At 67.5% G+C, this 17395-nt stretch carries 16 protein-coding genes and 1 tRNA gene; 6 read left to right on the forward strand and 11 right to left on the reverse strand.

Translation table 11 applies throughout. The features are described 5' to 3' along the window. Positions 1–150: 150 nt before the first annotated feature. The gene (locus GQ57_RS30225) at positions 151–1203 is read left to right on the forward strand and encodes an NAD(P)-dependent alcohol dehydrogenase (protein ID WP_034199789.1); all 1053 of its coding nucleotides are present in this window, start codon (positions 151–153) and stop codon (positions 1201–1203) included. 102 nt (positions 1204–1305) lie between these two features. Here the strand turns inward: GQ57_RS30225 and GQ57_RS30230 are convergent, their stop codons facing one another. The 5 genes from GQ57_RS30230 to gatC all read right to left on the reverse strand — a co-directional run bounded on the left by GQ57_RS30230 (position 1306) and on the right by gatC (position 6460). After that, positions 1306–2079, reverse strand: a complete 774-nt coding sequence (locus tag GQ57_RS30230) for an exodeoxyribonuclease III (protein ID WP_031399671.1) — start codon at positions 2077–2079, stop codon at positions 1306–1308. Between the two features lie 40 nt (positions 2080–2119). Then, a complete protein-coding gene (locus GQ57_RS30235) occupies positions 2120–2959 on the reverse strand; it encodes a PPK2 family polyphosphate kinase (protein ID WP_031399670.1) in 840 nt (279 codons plus the stop codon). 169 nt (positions 2960–3128) lie between these two features. Continuing rightward, entirely contained in the window at positions 3129–4601 is a 1473-nt protein-coding gene (gene gatB, locus GQ57_RS30240) for an Asp-tRNA(Asn)/Glu-tRNA(Gln) amidotransferase subunit GatB (RefSeq protein ID WP_034199790.1), read from the reverse strand. Between the two features lie 2 nt (positions 4602–4603). Next, the gene (gene gatA, locus GQ57_RS30245; protein WP_034199791.1) at positions 4604–6094 is read right to left on the reverse strand and encodes an Asp-tRNA(Asn)/Glu-tRNA(Gln) amidotransferase subunit GatA; all 1491 of its coding nucleotides are present in this window, start codon (positions 6092–6094) and stop codon (positions 4604–4606) included. A gap of 66 nt (positions 6095–6160) precedes the next feature. Continuing rightward, positions 6161–6460: an Asp-tRNA(Asn)/Glu-tRNA(Gln) amidotransferase subunit GatC gene (gene gatC, locus GQ57_RS30250; protein WP_031399667.1), complete on the reverse strand. Its 300-nt coding sequence runs from the start codon at positions 6458–6460 to the stop codon at positions 6161–6163. Between the two features lie 367 nt (positions 6461–6827). On the opposite strand from gatC, the gene GQ57_RS30255 reads away from it, so the two are divergent. The 5 genes from GQ57_RS30255 to rodA all read left to right on the forward strand — a co-directional run bounded on the left by GQ57_RS30255 (position 6828) and on the right by rodA (position 13113). Further along, positions 6828–7871 carry a rod shape-determining protein gene (locus tag GQ57_RS30255; RefSeq protein WP_004189550.1) on the forward strand — a complete coding sequence of 348 codons (1044 nt, stop codon included), beginning with the start codon at positions 6828–6830 and terminating at the stop codon, positions 7869–7871. 123 nt (positions 7872–7994) lie between these two features. Continuing rightward, a complete protein-coding gene (mreC, locus tag GQ57_RS30260; RefSeq protein WP_034199792.1) occupies positions 7995–9053 on the forward strand; it encodes a rod shape-determining protein MreC in 1059 nt (352 codons plus the stop codon). Further along, entirely contained in the window at positions 9050–9562 is a 513-nt protein-coding gene (gene mreD / locus GQ57_RS30265; protein ID WP_006482567.1) for a rod shape-determining protein MreD, read from the forward strand. Before mreC ends, mreD begins: the two co-directional genes overlap by 4 nt. 105 nt (positions 9563–9667) lie before the next feature. Then, the gene (gene mrdA, locus GQ57_RS30270) at positions 9668–11953 is read left to right on the forward strand and encodes a penicillin-binding protein 2 (RefSeq protein WP_031399665.1); all 2286 of its coding nucleotides are present in this window, start codon (positions 9668–9670) and stop codon (positions 11951–11953) included. A gap of 11 nt (positions 11954–11964) precedes the next feature. Then, positions 11965–13113: a rod shape-determining protein RodA gene (gene rodA / locus GQ57_RS30275; RefSeq protein WP_031399664.1), complete on the forward strand. Its 1149-nt coding sequence runs from the start codon at positions 11965–11967 to the stop codon at positions 13111–13113. 88 nt (positions 13114–13201) lie between these two features. Here rodA and GQ57_RS30280 read toward each other — a convergent pair whose 3' ends face one another. From GQ57_RS30280 to GQ57_RS30305, 6 genes are all read right to left on the reverse strand, one after another. Then, entirely contained in the window at positions 13202–13948 is a 747-nt protein-coding gene (locus GQ57_RS30280; protein ID WP_031399663.1) for a tetratricopeptide repeat protein, read from the reverse strand. Next, entirely contained in the window at positions 13945–14730 is a 786-nt protein-coding gene (locus tag GQ57_RS30285) for an HpcH/HpaI aldolase family protein (protein ID WP_031399662.1), read from the reverse strand. The genes GQ57_RS30280 and GQ57_RS30285 overlap by 4 nt, the downstream gene beginning before the upstream one ends. Before the next feature lie 311 nt (positions 14731–15041). Then, the gene (queD, locus tag GQ57_RS30290) at positions 15042–15494 is read right to left on the reverse strand and encodes a 6-carboxytetrahydropterin synthase QueD (protein ID WP_034199793.1); all 453 of its coding nucleotides are present in this window, start codon (positions 15492–15494) and stop codon (positions 15042–15044) included. Between the two features lie 18 nt (positions 15495–15512). Continuing rightward, positions 15513–16145, reverse strand: coding sequence for a 7-carboxy-7-deazaguanine synthase (gene queE, locus GQ57_RS30295; protein ID WP_031399661.1), 633 nt, complete (start codon positions 16143–16145; stop codon positions 15513–15515). A gap of 75 nt (positions 16146–16220) precedes the next feature. Next, the gene (queC, locus tag GQ57_RS30300; RefSeq protein ID WP_031399660.1) at positions 16221–16955 is read right to left on the reverse strand and encodes a 7-cyano-7-deazaguanine synthase QueC; all 735 of its coding nucleotides are present in this window, start codon (positions 16953–16955) and stop codon (positions 16221–16223) included. A 351-nt stretch (positions 16956–17306) separates the two neighbouring features. Next, a tRNA-Phe gene (locus GQ57_RS30305) sits at positions 17307–17382 on the reverse strand. Between the last annotated feature and the right edge of the window lie 13 nt (positions 17383–17395).

The raw sequence follows: 17395 nt of genomic DNA on the forward strand, positions 1-17395 counted from the left end.
ATTCGAGAGGAATAGGCAAATCTTCGAGACCTTCATGTATTTCGCCGCGGCGCCGCGCTCCTTACGATGACGTCCTGCCTCGCCGCATCGCCACATGATGCGACGGCAGTCTGTTTCACCGGACCCCGTTCCGGACAAGGAGCCCATCGCATGAGCACAACCTATGCCTACGCGGCGACCGATTCCCAGTCGCCGCTCGCCCCGTTCGAATTCCAGCGTCGCGCGCTGCGCGACCTCGACGTCCGGATCGACGTCCTCTTCTGCGGCGTCTGCCACTCGGATCTGCACCAGGCGCGCAACGAATGGCGCAACACGACCTACCCGGTCGTGCCGGGCCACGAAATCGTCGGCCGCGTCACCGCGGTCGGCCCGCAGGTGTCGCGCTTCAAGGTCGGCGAGCTGGTCGGCGTCGGCTGCCTCGTCGATTCGTGCCGCACCTGCCCGAGCTGCGCCGACGGCCTCGAGCAATATTGCGAGAACGGCTTCGTCGGCACCTACAACGGCCAGGATCGCGTGACGGGCGATATCACGTACGGCGGCTACTCGACGCAGCTCGTGGTCGACGAGGCGTTCGTGCTGCGCGTGCCCGAGACGCTCGACCCGGCCGGCGCCGCACCGCTGCTGTGCGCGGGGATCACGACCTACTCGCCGCTGCGGCAGTGGAACGTCGGCCCCGGCAAGAAGGTCGGCATCGTCGGGCTCGGCGGCCTCGGCCACATGGGCGTGAAGCTGGCGCGCGCGATGGGCGCGCACGTCGTGCTGTTCACGACGTCGCCGTCGAAGATCGAGGACGGCAAGCGCGTCGGCGCGCACGAAGTCGTGATCTCGAAGGACGAGGCGCAGATGCACGCGCACCTGAACAGCTTCGACTTCATCCTGAACACGGTCGCCGCGCAGCACGACCTGAACCCGTTCCTGCACCTGCTGAAACGCGACGGCACGATGACGCTGGTCGGCGCGCCGGAACACGACCACCCGTCGCCGCAGGTGTTCAACCTGATCTTCAAGCGCCGCCGCCTCGCGGGCTCGCTGATCGGCGGGATCGCGGAAACGCAGGAAATGCTCGACTTCTGCGCGGAGCACGGCATCACGTCGGACATCGAGACGATTCCGATGCAGCAGATCAACGCGGCCTACGAGCGGATGCTGAAGAGCGACGTGAAGTACCGGTTCGTGATCGACATGGCGTCCATCAAGCCGTAAGCGACGCGTCAATGGAAACGGGCCGCATGTTCGACATGCGGCCCGTTCTGCATCCGGCGGCGGAATGGTTCGGCCGCTACGCGCGCGACACGGCGCCGGGGCTCACTTCTTGTAGTCGTAGTCGATCGTCAGCGGCGCGTGATCGCTGAACTTGATGTCCTTGAAGATCGACGTGCTTTTCGCGGTACCGGCCACGCCCGGCGTCGCGATCTGGTAATCGATCCGCCACCCGACGTTCTTCGCATACGCCTGCCCGCGGTTGCTCCACCACGTGTACTGCTCGGCGCGCGGGTCGAGCGTGCGGAACACGTCGACGTAGCCGACGTCGTCGAACAGCTTCGTGAGCCACTCGCGCTCCTCCGGCAGGCAGCCCGAGTTCTTCTGGTTGCTCTTCCAGTTCTTGATGTCGATTTCCTTGTGGACGATGTTCACGTCGCCGCACAGGATCACCTCGCGCTTCTTCTTCAGCGCGGCGAGGTGCGGCATGAACTCGTCCATGAAGCGGTACTTCGCCTGCTGGCGCTCTTCGCCGCTCGAGCCGGACGGCACGTACACCGACACGACCGACAGCTTGCCGTAGCGCGCCTCGACGTAGCGCCCCTCGGCATCGAATTCGCTGCTGCCGAAGCCGATGATCACGTCGTCGGGCTCGCGGCGGCTGTACACGCCCGCGCCGCTGTAGCCCTTCTTCTCGGCGTGGTGGAAATAGCCCTTGAAGCCGTGCGGCTCGATGAATTCGGCCGGCAGGTCGTCGGCCGACACCTTGATTTCCTGCACGCACACGCAATCGGCGTTCTGTTCGCCGAGCCAGTCGAAGAAGCCCTTCTTCGCGGCGGAGCGGATGCCGTTCAGGTTGGCGGTAATCACTCGCATCATGTCGGGTTCCGTTCAGTTCGATGTTTTACAGGGTGGCAGCTTAACGGATCTTCACGCCTTCGAGTTCGGGCTTCGGCGGCGGGAATTCCAGCTTCATGTCGGTCATCGTGCGCAGCAGCAGCTCGGCGATCATCACGTTGCGGTGCGTTTTCGAATCCGCCGGGATCACGTACCACGGCGCATGCTCGGCGGACGTCGCGGCCAGCGCGTCGCGGTATGCCGACTGGTACGCGTCCCAGTGCTTGCGCGCGTCGAGATCGGAGATGTCGAACTTCCAGTGCTTGGCCGGATCGTCGATGCGCGCCTGCAGCCGCGCACGCTGCTCGTCCTTCGAGATGTGCAGGAAGCACTTGACGACCGTCGTGCCGTTCTCGACCAGCATCGTCTCGAAATCGCGGATCTGCCGGTAGCGGCGCTCGCACTCCTTCGCGTCGATCTGGTCGAGCACGCGCGGCACGAGCACGTCTTCGTAGTGGCTGCGATTGAAGATCGCGAGCTCGCCCGCGGCCGGCACCTGTGCATGCACGCGCCACAGGAAATCGTGCGCGGACTCGATCGGCGTCGGCGCCTTGAACGACACGACGCGCAGGCCGAGCGGATCGACTTCGCGGAACACCGCGCGCACGGTGCCGTCCTTGCCGCTGGTGTCCATCCCCTGCAGCACCAGCAGCACGCGCTTCTTCTGCTGCGTATGCAGGCGCTCCTGCTGCACGTCGAGCTCGGTCGACACGGCCGACAGCCGTTCGCGGTCGGCGTCCTTCGAGCCCGACGAAAACGGCTTCGCGGCCGGATCGAACGCGTCGAGCGCGAATGCGGCGGCTTCCTTCTCGCGCGTGCTGAACGGCACGCGAAAATCGTCGAGCGACGGTTGTTTGGCCATTCGTTCCTCCGTTGGAAGCTTGGGTCTGTTTACATAGGGAACGCACATGTGCCGCCTATGTGAACAGACCCCGGGGTGCATACGATAACGCAGCCTTCAATGCAACGGGCCGCCCCGAACTGCTTCGGGGCGGCCCGTCGTCAAGCGCGGTTCGCACGCGCGGTCATGCTCAGCCGAGCTTCTTCTTCAGCAGCTCGTTCACCTGCTGCGGGTTCGCCTTGCCCTTGGTCGCCTTCATCGCCTGGCCGATCAGCGCGTTGAACGCCTTCTCCTTGCCCGCGCGGAATTCCTCGACCGACTTCGCGTTCGCCGCGAGCACCTCGTCGATGATCGCTTCCAGCGCGCCGGTGTCGGAGATCTGCTTCAGGCCCTTCGCGTCGATGATGCGGTCGGCCGCGCCTTCGTCGTCCGCCTTCTCGTCCCAGATCGTCGCGAAGATTTCCTTCGCGATCTTGTTCGAGATCGTGCCGTCGGCGATGCGCCGCAGCACGAGCGCGAGCTGGGCCGCCGACACCGGGATCGCGTCGATTTCGATGCCGTCGCGGTTCAGCTGCGACGATACGTCGCCCATCAGCCAGTTCGCGGCGATCTTCGCGTTCGCCGCGCCGGCCTTCGCGACCACGGACTCGAAGTACGCGGCCATCGCCTTGCTCGACGTCAGCACGCCCGCGTCGTACGCGGACACGCCGTACTGCTCGGCAAAACGCTGCTGCATCGCGGCCGGCAGCTCGGGCATCCCGGACTGCACGCGCTCGATCCAGTCCTGGCCGATCACGAGCGGCATCAGGTCGGGGTCGGGGAAGTAGCGGTAGTCGTGCGCGTCTTCCTTGCTGCGCATCGAACGCGTCTCGCGCTTGTCCGGATCGTAGAGGCGCGTTTCCTGCACGACCTCGCCGCCGTCCTCGATCAGTTCGATCTGGCGGCGCACTTCGTAGTTGATCGCTTCCTCGAGGAACCGGAACGAGTTCAGGTTCTTGATCTCCGCGCGCGTGCCGAACTTCTCCTGGCCGACCGGGCGCACCGACACGTTCGCGTCGCAGCGGAACGAGCCTTCCTGCATGTTGCCGTCGCAGATGCCGAGCCACACGACGAGCCCGTGCAGCGCCTTCGCATAGGCCACGGCCTCGGCCGCGCTGCGCATTTCCGGCTCGGTGACGATCTCGAGCAGCGGCGTGCCCGCGCGGTTCAGGTCGATCCCCGTCATCCCGGCGAAGTCTTCATGCAGCGACTTGCCTGCGTCTTCCTCGAGGTGCGCGCGGGTCAGGTTGACCGTCTTCTCGTACGCTTCCTTGCCGGCCTTTTCGTTGGCGGGCACCTGGATCGTGATCCGGCCGCCCTGCACGACCGGAATCTCGTACTGGCTGATCTGATAGCCCTTCGGCAGATCCGGGTAGAAGTAATTCTTGCGCGCGAAGATGCTGCGCGGCGCGATGGTCGAGCCGATCGCGAGGCCGAAGCGGATCGCCCGCTCGACCGCGCCGCGGTTCAGCACCGGCAGCACGCCCGGCAGCGCCAGGTCGACCGGGCATGCCTGCGTGTTCGGCTCGGCGCCGAACTGCGTCGGCGCGCCCGAGAAAATCTTCGAGACGGTCGACAGTTGCGCGTGCGTCTCGAGACCGATAACGACTTCCCATTGAGTCATGCTTACACCCCCGCCGGAACTTGCTTGTGCCAGTCGGTCGCGCGCTGGAACGCGTCGGCGACCTGCAGCATCCGGGCTTCGTTGAAATAGTTGCCGATGATCTGCAGGCCGACCGGGCGCTTCGCGTTCGCGCCCGCGCCGAAACCGCACGGCACGCTCATGCCGGGCAGGCCGGCGAGGCTCACCGACAGCGTGTAGATGTCGGCCAGATACATCGCCACCGGATCGTCGCCCTTCGCGCCGAGATCCCATGCGACCGTCGGCGACGCCGGGCCCATGATCACGTCGCAGGACTTGAACGCCTCCTGGAAATCGTTCGCGATGATGCGGCGGATCTTCTGCGCCTGCAGGTAGTACGCGTCGTAGTAGCCGTGCGACAGCACGTAGGCGCCGACCAGGATCCGGCGCTTCACCTCGGGGCCGAAGCCTTCGGCGCGCGACTTCTTGTACATGTCGAGCAGGTCGCCGTACTGCGCGGCGCGGTGGCCGAAGCGCACGCCGTCGAAACGCGACAGGTTCGACGAGGCTTCCGCCGGCGCGATCACGTAATACACCGGGATCGACAGCTCGGTCTTCGGCAGCGACACCGGCACGAGCGTCGCGCCGAGCGCCTCGTACTGCTTCAGCGCCGCGTCGATCGTCGCGCGCACGTCGTCGGCGAGGCCGTCGCCGAAATACTCGTTCGGCAGGCCGATGCGCAGGCCCGCGAGCGGCTTGCCCGCGTCGTTGCCCGCCGCCCACGGCTGGCCGAGGTGGCGCGTGAAGTCTTCATCGTCGCGCTCGAGGCTCGTCGAGTCGCGCTCGTCGAAGCCGGCCATCGCGTTCAGCAGCAGCGCGCAGTCGGACGCGCTTTGCGCCATCGGGCCGCCCTGGTCGAGCGACGAAGCGAACGCGATCATCCCGTAGCGCGACACGCGGCCGTAGGTCGGCTTGATGCCCGTCACGCCCGCGAACGACGCGGGCTGGCGGATCGAGCCGCCGGTGTCGGTGCCGGTCGCGGCCGGCGCGAGGCGCGCGGCGACGGCGGCCGAGCTGCCGCCCGAGCTGCCGCCCGGCACGGCGTTCGTGTCCCACGGGTTCTTCACCGCGCCGAACGCCGAATTCTCGTTCGACGAGCCCATCGCGAACTCGTCCATGTTGGTCTTGCCGAGCGTGACCATGCCGGCCGCCTGCAGGCGGGCGACGACGGTCGCGTCGAACGGGCTCGCGTAGTTCGCGAGCATCTTCGAGCCGGCGGTCGAGTGCCAGCCGCGCGTGACGAAGACATCCTTGTGCGCGATCGGCAGGCCGGTCAGCGCGCCGCCCGCGCCGCGCGCGAGTTCGGCGTCGGCGGCTTTCGCCTGCGCGAGGGTCAGGTCGGCATCGACGTGGACGAACGCGTTCAGGTCGCGCGCGGCGTCGATCCGTTTCAGGTAGAGCTGCGCGAGCTCGACGGCCGAGCATTCCTTGGCGGCGAGCGCGGCGCGCAGTTCGGTCAGGCTTTTTGCGTGCATTGAGTGGTTTTCCTGGGAATTCTGGGTCGCGCGCGGCGCGAGGCCGGCGCGCTTGTCGTCGAATGCTTACTCGATCACCTTCGGCACGAGATAGAGGCCGTCCTGGACGGCCGGCGCCGGACGCTGGTTGTCGTCGCGATTGACAACTTCCGTCACGGCGTCGTCGCGCAGGCGCTGCGCGACTTCCTGGATCTGTTCGATCGGGTGGGCGAGCGGCGCGATGCCGGCGGTGTCGACCGCCTGCATCCGCTCGACGAGGCCGAAGAATTCGTTGAGCTGGCCGAGCATGTGCTCGGCGTCGGCGTCGGCCATTTCGAGTCGCGCCAGGTGCGCGATGCGTTTCACATCGGTCAGGGTCAGGGCCATGCGATCACCGGAAAAACAAGGCTGCGCAATGCATCGAAAGCTGCACTGCGGCGGGGGGTTGGAGGGTGCGATCCCACCCTCAAAAATCGGGACCGAAGCGGCAAAAATACCGCCCGTTTCGATTCAAATACCGTGAAATTATAAGGTATCATTACGCGTTCGACCCAAACCCGGCAGCCTTTTCCCGCACCGTTTCGCCCCGCTTCGGCAAGCCGTGCGTGCTTCGTGCGATCCCCGGTAGACATCACTCGCAGCTTCGTGCGCCGCGGCGGCCGCTTCCGCCACGCTTCCCGAGGCTGTTATTTTTTCCGCTGCCGCCCTCAGCGCTCGCTATCCAGGGCCGGCCCAGAGCGAAACAGGATTCTGAATGTTCGGTTTTTTGCGCAGCTACTTCTCCAACGATCTCGCGATCGACCTCGGCACCGCAAACACCCTGATCTACATGCGCGGCAAGGGCATCGTGCTCGATGAGCCGTCCGTCGTGTCGATCCGCCAGGAAGGCGGCCCCAACGGCAAGAAGACGATCCAGGCGGTCGGCAAGGAAGCCAAGCAGATGCTCGGCAAGGTACCGGGCAACATCGAGGCGATCCGCCCGATGAAGGACGGCGTGATCGCCGACTTCACCGTCACCGAGCAGATGATCAAGCAGTTCATCAAGACGGCCCACGAGTCGCGCATGTTCTCGCCGTCGCCGCGCATCATCATCTGCGTGCCGTGCGGCTCGACCCAGGTCGAGCGCCGCGCGATCAAGGAAGCCGCACACGGCGCCGGCGCATCGCAGGTCTACCTGATCGAGGAGCCGATGGCGGCCGCGATCGGCGCGGGCCTGCCGGTGTCGGAAGCCACCGGCTCGATGGTCGTCGACATCGGCGGCGGCACGACGGAAGTCGGCGTGATCTCGCTCGGCGGCATCGTGTACAAGGGCTCGGTGCGCGTCGGCGGCGACAAGTTCGACGAGGCGATCGTCAACTACATCCGCCGCAACTACGGCATGCTGATCGGCGAGCAGACCGCCGAGGCGATCAAGAAGGAAATCGGTTCCGCATTCCCGGGTTCCGAAGTCAAGGAAATGGAAGTGAAGGGCCGCAACCTGTCGGAAGGCATCCCGCGCAGCTTCACGATCTCCAGCAACGAAATCCTCGAGGCGCTCACCGATCCGCTGAACCAGATCGTGTCGTCGGTGAAGATCGCGCTCGAACAGACGCCGCCGGAACTCGGCGCCGACATCGCCGAACGCGGGATGATGCTGACGGGCGGCGGCGCGCTGCTGCGCGACCTCGACCGCCTGCTCGCGGAAGAAACCGGCCTGCCGGTGCTCGTCGCGGAAGATCCGCTCACCTGCGTCGTGCGTGGTTCGGGCATGGCGCTCGAGCGCATGGACAAGCTGGGCAGCATCTTCTCGTACGAGTGATCGTCTAGCAGTTTCTTGACATGACGCACCCGCGGCGTGGCCGGATCGCTCGTTCAGAACGAACCGCCGCGCCGTTTGCGCGTCTGAGCATCATTTAACCGATCACAGCGCCCGGCGCCGACCATGGAATACAGTCCGCCGCCCCTCTTCAAGCAAGGTCCGCCCGCGCTCGCGCGGCTCATCTTCTTCGTTGCCCTCGCGATCGCGCTCCTCGTATCGGACGCGCGCTTCAGCACGCTCGAAATCGTCCGGGGCGTGCTCGGCACCGTGCTCTATCCGCTGCAGCGCGCAGCGCTCGTGCCGCGCGACCTGTTCATGGGCGCGGCCGACATCGCCGTCACCGGCGCATCGCTACGCCACGACAACGACGCGCTGCGCAAGCGCAACCTGCAACTGTCCACGCAGGCCAACCAGGCCGCCGTGCTCGCGCAGGAAAACATGCACTTGCGCGCGGTGCTCGAGCTGCGCCAGCACATCGCGACGCAATCGACGCCGGTCGAGATCCAGTACGACACCAGCGATCCGTTCACGCAGAAGATCGTCGTCGGGCAAGGTTCGCAGCAAGGCATCCAGAACGGCTCGCCCGTCGTCAGCGAGGACGGCGTGGTCGGCCAGGTCACGCGCGTGTTCCCGCTGCAGTCCGAGGTCACGCTCATCACCGACCGCGATCTCGCGATTCCCGTGCAGGTGTTGCGCACCGGCCTGCGCAGCGTGATCTACGGCACGCCGAAGGGCGATTCGCTCGACCTGCGCTTCGTGCCGACGAGCGCGGATCTCGTCGCCGGCGACGAGCTCGTCACGAGCGGCCTCGACGGCGTCTACCCGCCCGGCCTGCCGGTCGCGAAGGTCGCGCGCGTCGACAAGCTCGCCGATACCGCGTTCGCGCGCGTGACCTGCGCGCCGGTCGCCGCCGTACGCGGTGCGCGCCAGATGCTGGTGCTGCATTACCAGAACGACATCCCGCCGCGTCCCGCCGAACCCGATCCGGCCGCCGACAAGAACGCGAAGGGCGGCAAGAAGGGCGCGAAAGCCGCCGCCAAGGGCGACAAGGCCGAAAAAGCCGACAAGGCCGACGCGAGCGCGAAGCCGGCCGCCGGCGCGAAACCCGCGCCCGCCGCTCCGGCCAAACCCGCCGCCGCATCCGCGAAGCCCGCGGCCGGGCAACCAGGAGCCCAGCGATGAACCGCCCGCAATACATCCTGCAGCCGGTCAATCCGTACTTCATCGTCTTCAGCCTCGCCGCCGCGTTCCTGTTGAACCTGATGCCGTGGGGCCGCCTGCCCGGCGTGCCCGATTTCGTCGCGCTCGTGCTGCTGTTCTGGAACATCCACCAGCCGCGCAAGGTCGGGATGGGCGTCGCGTTCGCGCTCGGCATCCTGATGGACGTGCACGACGCGGGGCTGCTCGGCGAGCACGCGCTCGCCTATACGCTGCTGTCGTACGGCGCGATCACGATCCACCGCCGCGTGCTGTGGATGCCGATCGGCGTGCAGGTGCTGTATGTCACGCCGCTGCTGGTGGTCGCGCAGCTCGTGCCGTTCGTGATCCGCCTCCTGATGGGCGCGGCGTTCCCGGGCTGGCGCTACCTGGTCGACGGCTTCGTCGAGGCCGCGCTGTGGCCGATCGCCAGCCACCTGCTGCTGATGCCGCAGCGCCGCCCGGTCGATCCGGACGATACGCGCCCCATCTGAGCCCGGGGCCCGCCTTGAATACCCGCCGCCCCCACGCCCGCCGCGCGCCGCGCTCCGGGGCTGCGCCTCGCCCGCCCGCGCGCGGGTCAGATTGCCCCTAATCGCATGACCGAATTCAACGACACCCAACAGCAGCTCTCGAAGTTCCGCCTGCGCGTCGCGGCGGCGGGCGTGTTCGTGTTCGTCTGCTTCGGGCTGCTCGCGAGCCGCTTCTTCTACCTGCAGTTGATGCAGCACGGCAAATACGCGCTGCAGGCCGAGGAAAACCGCATCTCGGTCGCCCCGATCGTGCCGAACCGCGGGATCATCACCGACCGCAACGGCGTGATCCTCGCGAAGAACTACTCGGCCTACACGCTGGAAATCACGCCGTCGAAGCTCGACGACACGCTCGACAACACGATCGACAAGCTGTCCGAGATCATCCCGATCGACGCACGCGACCGCCGCCGCTTCAAGAAGCTGCAGGAAGACTCGAAGAATTTCGAGAGCCTGCCGATCCGCACGCGCCTCACCGACGAGGAAGTCGCGCGCTTCACCGCGCAGCGCTTCCGCTTCCCCGGCGTCGACGTGCGCGCGCGGCTGTTCCGTCAATACCCGCTCGGCATGACCGCCGCGCACGTGATCGGCTACATCGGCCGGATCTCGAAGCGCGACCAGGATCGCATCGACGCGATGAGCGACGACAACGACAGCGACCAGGAAAACTACGATCCGCGCCGCGACGCGAACAACTACAAGGGCACCGACTACATCGGCAAGATCGGCGTCGAGCAGAGCTACGAGACCGAGCTGCACGGGCTGACGGGCTTCGAGGAAGTCGAGGTGACGGCCGGCGGCCGGCCCGTGCGCACGCTGTCGCGCACGCAGGCGACGCCCGGCAACAACCTCGTGCTGTCGCTCGACATCGGGCTGCAGCAGGTCGCCGAGCAGGCGTTCGCCGGCAAGCGCGGCGCGCTCGTCGCGATCGAGCCGAAGACGGGCGACGTGCTCGCGTTCGTGTCGTCGCCGAGCTTCGACCCGAATTCGTTCGTCGACGGCATCGACCAGCAGACCTGGGACGAGCTGAACAACTCGCCCGACAAGCCGCTGCTGAACCGCCCGCTGCACGGCACCTATCCGCCCGGCTCGACGTACAAGCCGTTCATGGCGCTCGCGGGCCTGACGCTCGGCAAGCGCACGCCGGGCTGGGGCTTCCAGGACCCCGGCTACTTCACGTTCGGCGGCCACACGTTCCGCAACGACGTGCGCTCGGGCCAGGGCTGGGTCGACATGAACAAGGCGATCATGGTGTCGAACGACACCTACTTCTACATGCTCGCACGCGACCTCGGCGTGAACGCGATCGCGAATTTCATGAAACCGCTCGGCTTCGGCCAGATCACCGGGATCGACATCCAGGGCGAGGCGCGCGGGATCCTGCCGTCGACCGACTGGAAGAAGAAGGCGTTCAAGAAGGCGGCGCAACAGAAGTGGTTCGACGGCGAGACGATCAGCCTCGGGATCGGCCAGGGCTACAACTCGTTCACGATCCTGCAGCTCGCGCACGCGACCGCGACGCTCGCGAACAACGGCATCGTGATGAAGCCCCACCTCGTGAAGGAAATCGAGGATCCGATCACGCGCGGCCGCCGCCTGACCGTGCCGAAGGAAAGCGACGTGCTGCCGTACAAGCAGGCCGACCTCGACGTCGTGAAGCGCGGGATGGAAAACGTGGTCGAGAACCCGTCCGGCACCGCCTACAAGGTGTTCCGCGGCGCGCAGTACCTCGCGGCCGGCAAGACCGGCACCGCGCAGGTGTTCTCGCTGCAGGGCGGCAACTACAAGGGCCACCTGCTCGCCGAGCACCTGCGCGACCACGCGCTGTTCATCGCGTACGCACCGGTCGACCATCCGCAGATCGCGATCGCGCTGATCGTCGAGAACGGCGGCTGGGGCGCACAGGCCGCGGGCCCGATCGCGCGCCGCGTGCTCGATTTCTACCTCGTCGACCGCCAGAACCCGCAGAACGAGGCCGCAGCCGTGGCGGCCGCGGCGTCGGCGACCGAACCGATCAACGCGCCGGTGATCGGCGACGCGAACAAGCCGGCGGCCGTCGCGGCCGGCTTCACGGCATTGCCGCAACCCGTCGTGCCGACGGCGGCCAGCGCGATCGACGCGGCGTCGGCCGCGGCGGCCTCCGATGCGTCGGCTGCGGCCGGTGCAAACGCCGCCGCACCGACCGTCGCCAGCGCCGCCGCGCCGGCGCCCGCGAGCCTGCCGCCGATCCGGCGCCCGCACCGGCCCCACCGGCCGGCCAGCGATGCGCAGCCGCTCGTCGCGACGCCGCGGGACGACACCCACCGTGCGACGGCCCCCGCGAAGTCGGCGGACGTCGGCACCGCTCATTAACGGAGAAAGGCATGCAATTCGACAAGCGCGCCTGGCTCGACAAGATCAAGCAGATGTTCGCGGGCTTCGACCGCCCGCTCGCCCTCATCGTGTTCCTGCTGATGTGCGTCGGCATCGTCACGCTGTACAGCGCGAGCATCGACATGCCGGGCCGCGTCGAGGACCAGCTACGCAACATCCTGCTGACGTTCGTGCTGATGTGGGTGATCGCGAACATCCCGCCCACCACGCTGATGCGCTTCGCGGTCCCGCTCTACTCGTTCGGGGTCGCGCTGCTGGTCGCGGTCGCGCTGTTCGGGATGACCAAGAAGGGGGCGAAGCGCTGGCTGAACGTCGGCGTCGTGATCCAGCCGTCCGAGATCCTCAAGATCGCAACGCCGCTGATGCTTGCCTGGTACTACCAGCGCCGCGAAGGCGGGCTGCGCTGGTACGACTTCATCGCCGCGTTCGGGATCCTGCTGGTGCCGGTCGGGCTGATCGCGAAGCAGCCCGACCTCGGCACGGGCCTGCTCGTGTTCGCGGCCGGCTTCTTCGTGATCTACCTCGCCGGCCTGTCGTTCAAGCTGATCGTGCCGGTGCTCGTCGCGGGCGTGATCGCGGTCGGCTCGATCGCCGTGTTCGAGCAGCGCATCTGCCAGCCCGAGGTGCAGTGGCCGCTGATGCACGACTACCAGAAGCACCGCGTGTGCACGCTGCTCGATCCGACCTCCGACCCGCTCGGCAAGGGCTTCCACACGATCCAGGCCGTGATCGCGATCGGCTCGGGCGGCGTGCTCGGCAAGGGCTACCTGAAAGGCACGCAGGCTCACCTCGAATTCATTCCGGAGAAGCACACCGACTTCATTTTCGCGGTGTTCTCGGAAGAATGGGGGCTCGTCGGCGGGCTCGTGCTGCTGACGCTGTACATGGCGCTGATCGCGCGCGGGCTCTACATCGCCGCGCAGGGCGCGACGCTGTTCGGCCGCCTGCTCGCGGGCTCGCTCACGCTCGCGTTCTTCGTCTATGCGTTCGTCAACATCGGGATGGTGAGCGGCGTGCTGCCGGTCGTCGGCGTGCCGCTGCCGTTCATGAGCTACGGCGGCACCGCGCTCACGACGCTCGGCATCGCGATCGGAATGATCATGAGCGTCGGGCGGCAGCGCCGGCTGATGAAGAGCTAACCGCGCGGCACGCACTGCGGCGAGAAAACGGCGCCCCGGCGCCGTTTTTCCATGCCGCCTGCCGAAAGCCCGCGCGCCGCGGCGGCGCTCACTGCGGCGGCGCGTGCGCCCCGCCCGGCTCCGCACCTGCGCCCGGCGCCTGCGCCCTCAGCCGCGCACTCAGCTCCTTGAATTTCAGCCCGGCCGCCTCGTCGCCCTGCGCGGCCGCCGCCGCGTAATACGCGCGCGCGATGTTCAGGTTCTGCTCGACGCCGTCGCCGCCGCGCTCGTAGAACGACGCGGTCACGTACTGCGCGGTCGGCTCGCCCGCGTCGGCGGCCTGCTTGTACCACACGAACGCCTGCCGGTTGTCGCGCGGGGTGCCGCGCCCGTCGAGGAACTGGTTCGCGAGCGACAGCTCGGCCTGCACATGCCCCTGCTTCGCCGCCCGCAGGAACCAGCGATGCGCCTCGGCCGGATTGCGCGCGACGAATTCGCCGTCGTCGAACATCCGGCCGTACACGTACTGCGCGTGCGACATGTTCGCGTCCGCCGCGCGCCTCAGCCAGCGCAACCCCTCGTCGACGTTCGCCGTCACGCCTTCGCCCGTCAGCAGCATCATCGCGTAGTTGAATTGCGCGAGACGGTCGCCGCGTTCCGCCGCGTCGTGGAACTGCACCAGCGCCGCGCGATAGTCGCCCGCGTTGTAGTCGGCGACCGCCGCTTGCGTCTCGCGTGACGGATCGGGCTTCGCTTGCGGCGCGCCCTGCGCGGTCGCCGCGATACAGACGATCCACAGGCCGAGCATCGCGCCGATCTTCCCGCGCACGCGGAATGTACCCTCGCCACCGTTCATGACCGCACCTCCTGCAGCGCCTGCCGCGTGGCGCGCAACAGCCAGCTGACGTCCGCCGACAGCGTGATCATCCGGTAGCCGGCGTCGCGGTACTGGCGCGCCCCCGCCGTATCGACCGCGAAGATGCCGACCGCGACGCCGGCCTGCCTGCCGGCCGCGAGCACGCGCGCCATCGCGGCCTCGACGTCCGGATGGCGGATGTCGCCGAGATGCCCGAGGCTCGCCGCGAGATCGGCCGGACCGACGAACAGGCAGTCGATGCCGGGCAGCGCCGCGATCCGCTCGACTTCGTCGACCCCGCGCGCCGATTCGATCTGCACGATCACCGCGACCTGCGCGTTCGCGGTCTGCACGTAATCGCGGCGCATGCCGAACGCCGCCGCGCGCACCATGCCCGCGACGCCGCGCAGCCCATCCGGCGATTCGGGCGACGGATAACGGGTGAGCCGCACCGCGTGCACGGCATCGTCGGGCGTCTCGATGCAGGGAAACATCAGCGTGCGCGCGCCGGCGTCGAGCGCGCGCTTCACGAGCCACGGCTCGCGCGCCGGCACGCGCACGACGGGCTCGCTCGGCAGGTGGGCGGCCGCGATCGCGCGCAGTTGCGATGCAACATCGCGGCTGTCGTTCGGCGCGTGCTCCATGTCGATGCAGAGCCAGTCGTAGCCGGCATGCGCGAGCGCTTCCGCGGCCGCGTCGCTGCCGAGCGACAGCCACAGGCCGTATAGCGGCTCGTCGCCGTCGCGCAGGCGTTGCTTGAGGGAATTGGTGAGCGTGCTCATCGATACGGCCTCCAGGACGGAACGGCAGTCGAACGGGACAAGCAACGGGCGAGGCGGCGCGCAATACGCCGGGCAGCGACGCACGGCGGGCGGCGACGGACCGGGCCCGGGAACGTCAGTCGGCCGTGGGCGGCCAATCTGACAGTGCGGGCCGCGCGCCGGCGCGCCACTGCGTTTCCGGGTGCCACGCAACGATCATAGCGCGGCGTTACGCGGAATGTGGGAACGGATGGGGAACGGGGCGGAACGAAGCCGCCGGAGGCGGCGGCAGGCAGCCCGCGCCGGCCGGCGGGGCTGCCGGGAAGACAGGATCAGCGGCCGGGCTGGCGCTCGACGTCGGCCCAGCAGTTCGGCGTTTCGTACAGGCGCACGCGCTCGAGGCGCAGGTTCACGCCGTAGTGCGCGTCGTACACGTTCGCGAGGATGTCGAATGCGATCGCCGCGAGGTTCTCGACGGTCGGAATCCGGTCGATCACGACGGTCTTGTGGTCGGCCATCTGCTCGAGGAACGAGCGCACGATCTCGTCGCGCGCGTAGACCAGGAACGCGTGGTCCCACTTGCCGACCAGGTGCTCCATCGCGAGCGCCTTCACGTCGGCGAAATCCATCACCATGCCGCGGTCGGGCGCCCCCTCGGTATCGACGAGATCGCCGCGCAGCGTGACTTCGAGCACGTAGCGATGGCCGTGCAGGTTCCGGCACTGGCTGCGGTGATCGGGAATGCGGTGGCCCGCGTCGAATTCGAGTTTTCGGGTAATCAGCACGATGTCAAAAGCCGTGGCTCAGGGAATGTTCAGGTATTTGTGGGTCTGCATCGACAGGCGCCACTGCGGATGACGCTTGCACCAGTCGATCGCGAGCTTCGTATTGAGATCGCGCGACGGGCCGTCCATCGGCTGCACGAGGAAATACTCGAAGTCGAGCTTCGCATACTCGGCCAGCCGCTGGTTGTCCTGCGGGATCACGACCTTCAGCTCGTTGCCCTTCGTGACGACGAGCGGCGCGTCGGCCTTGGGGCTCACGCAGATCCAGTCGATCGACTCGAGCACCGGCATCGAACCGTTGGTCTCGATCGCAATCTCGAAGCCCGCCGCATGCAGCGCATCGACGAGCGGCTGGTCGAGCTGCAGCATCGGCTCGCCGCCCGTGCAGACGACGAAGCGGTGCGCCTCGCCTTCCGGCCACAGGCCGGCGATCGTCGCGACGAGCGCGTCGGCGTCCTTGAACTTGCCGCCGTTCTCGCCGTCGGTGCCGACGAAGTCCGTGTCGCAGAAGCGGCATACGGCCTCCGCACGATCCTCTTCGCGGCCCGACCACAGGTTGCAGCCGGCGAACCGGCAAAACACGGCCGGCCGGCCCGCGTTCGCGCCCTCGCCCTGCAACGTGTAGAAAATTTCCTTGACCGCGTAAGTCATCGTCCTTCGTCCGGCTCGCGCCACTCGTTGTCGATCAGAATCCATCATTCGCCGGGCGCTGCCGGCACGCCCGCGTCACAGCGGCGCTTCGGTCACCCGCTCGCCCTTCAGGTAGGCCTCGTAGCCGCGCTTGCGCAGCTTGCAGGCCGGGCACTCGCCGCAGCCGAAGCCCCAGTCGTGCAGCTCCGCGCGCTCGCCCACGTAGCACGTGTGCGTCTCGACGCGGATCAGTTCGACGAGCGCCTCGCCGCCGAGCTGCTCCGCGAGCTGCCACGTCTGCGCCTTGTCGAGCCACATCAGCGGCGTCTCGAGCACGACGCGCGTGTCCATCCCGAGGTTCAGCGCAACCTGCAGCGCCTTCATCGTGTCGTCGCGGCAGTCGGGGTAGCCCGAAAAATCCGTCTCGCACATCCCGCCGACCAGCACGCGCAGCCCGCGGCGATAGGCGATCGCTGCGGCGATCGTCATGAACAGCAGGTTGCGGCCCGGCACGAACGTGTTCGGCAGGCCGTTGGCCGCCGTCTCGATCTCGATCGTGCGCGTCATCGCGGTGTCGCTGATCGCGCCGAGCACCGACAGGTCGACCATGTGATCGTCGCCGAGCCGGTCGGACCACGCGGGAAACCGGCGCTTCAGCGCTTCGCGCACGCCTTCGCGACACTCGAGCTCGACGCGATGGCGCTGGCCGTAATCGAAGCCGAGCGTCTCGACCGTCTGGTAGCGTTCGAGGGCCCATGCCACGCACGTGGCCGAGTCCTGCCCGCCGGAAAACAACACGAGCGCGCCGTCTTTAGCGTCTGTCCGAATCACCGTGATACTCCGTGAATGTGTAGGCTCGCGTCGCGCTGCGCCCCGGGGCCGGCTGCCGCCGGGCGGCCCGACGCGTGCCGGCCTGCGCCGGCTCGACCAGTATAGGCAGCGCGATCGGCCGCGAACGCGGCGGAGCACTTATACCGCCCATCGCGCGGCATCGTTGCCGCGTGCCGCGGCGGCGCCACGATGGCAGCCGGCCGCGCGCTTGAAGCGATGCGCTAAGTCATTGAGCGGACACGGATTTTATCATGCCCCCACGAATGCTGCCGGGCACAGCGCCTACGGCACGCAAACCCCACCACAAACGAAAAACCCCAAGAACCTTCCGATTCTTGGGGTTGGAACTGCTGGTGGCCTGGGACGGAATCGAACCATCGACACGCGGATTTTCAATCCGCTGCTCTACCAACTGAGCTACCGGGCCAACGAAGAAGAGA

The sequence above is a fragment of the Burkholderia sp. MSh2 genome (genome assembly GCF_000731655.1).
GTDB classification, from domain to species: Bacteria; Pseudomonadota; Gammaproteobacteria; order Burkholderiales; family Burkholderiaceae; genus Burkholderia; species Burkholderia paludis.

Excerpts from the sequence above, each read along its gene's own strand:
- GQ57_RS30230 (WP_031399671.1), bottom strand. The coding sequence starts at position 2,079 with ATGATGCGAGTGATTACCGCCAACCTGAACGGCATCCGCTCCGCCGCG.
- gatC (WP_031399667.1), bottom strand. The coding sequence starts at position 6,460 with ATGGCCCTGACCCTGACCGATGTGAAACGCATCGCGCACCTGGCGCGA.
- GQ57_RS30235 (WP_031399670.1), bottom strand. The coding sequence starts at position 2,959 with ATGGCCAAACAACCGTCGCTCGACGATTTTCGCGTGCCGTTCAGCACG.
- GQ57_RS30225 (WP_034199789.1), top strand. The coding sequence starts at position 151 with ATGAGCACAACCTATGCCTACGCGGCGACCGATTCCCAGTCGCCGCTC.
- gatA (WP_034199791.1), bottom strand. The coding sequence starts at position 6,094 with ATGCACGCAAAAAGCCTGACCGAACTGCGCGCCGCGCTCGCCGCCAAG.
- gatB (WP_034199790.1), bottom strand. The coding sequence starts at position 4,601 with ATGACTCAATGGGAAGTCGTTATCGGTCTCGAGACGCACGCGCAACTG.
- mreC (WP_034199792.1), top strand. The coding sequence starts at position 7,995 with ATGGAATACAGTCCGCCGCCCCTCTTCAAGCAAGGTCCGCCCGCGCTC.
- rodA (WP_031399664.1), top strand. The coding sequence starts at position 11,965 with ATGCAATTCGACAAGCGCGCCTGGCTCGACAAGATCAAGCAGATGTTC.
- GQ57_RS30280 (WP_031399663.1), bottom strand. The coding sequence starts at position 13,948 with ATGAACGGTGGCGAGGGTACATTCCGCGTGCGCGGGAAGATCGGCGCG.
- mreD (WP_006482567.1), top strand. The coding sequence starts at position 9,050 with ATGAACCGCCCGCAATACATCCTGCAGCCGGTCAATCCGTACTTCATC.
- mrdA (WP_031399665.1), top strand. The coding sequence starts at position 9,668 with ATGACCGAATTCAACGACACCCAACAGCAGCTCTCGAAGTTCCGCCTG.
- GQ57_RS30285 (WP_031399662.1), bottom strand. The coding sequence starts at position 14,730 with ATGAGCACGCTCACCAATTCCCTCAAGCAACGCCTGCGCGACGGCGAC.
- queE (WP_031399661.1), bottom strand. The coding sequence starts at position 16,145 with ATGACTTACGCGGTCAAGGAAATTTTCTACACGTTGCAGGGCGAGGGC.
- GQ57_RS30255 (WP_004189550.1), top strand. The coding sequence starts at position 6,828 with ATGTTCGGTTTTTTGCGCAGCTACTTCTCCAACGATCTCGCGATCGAC.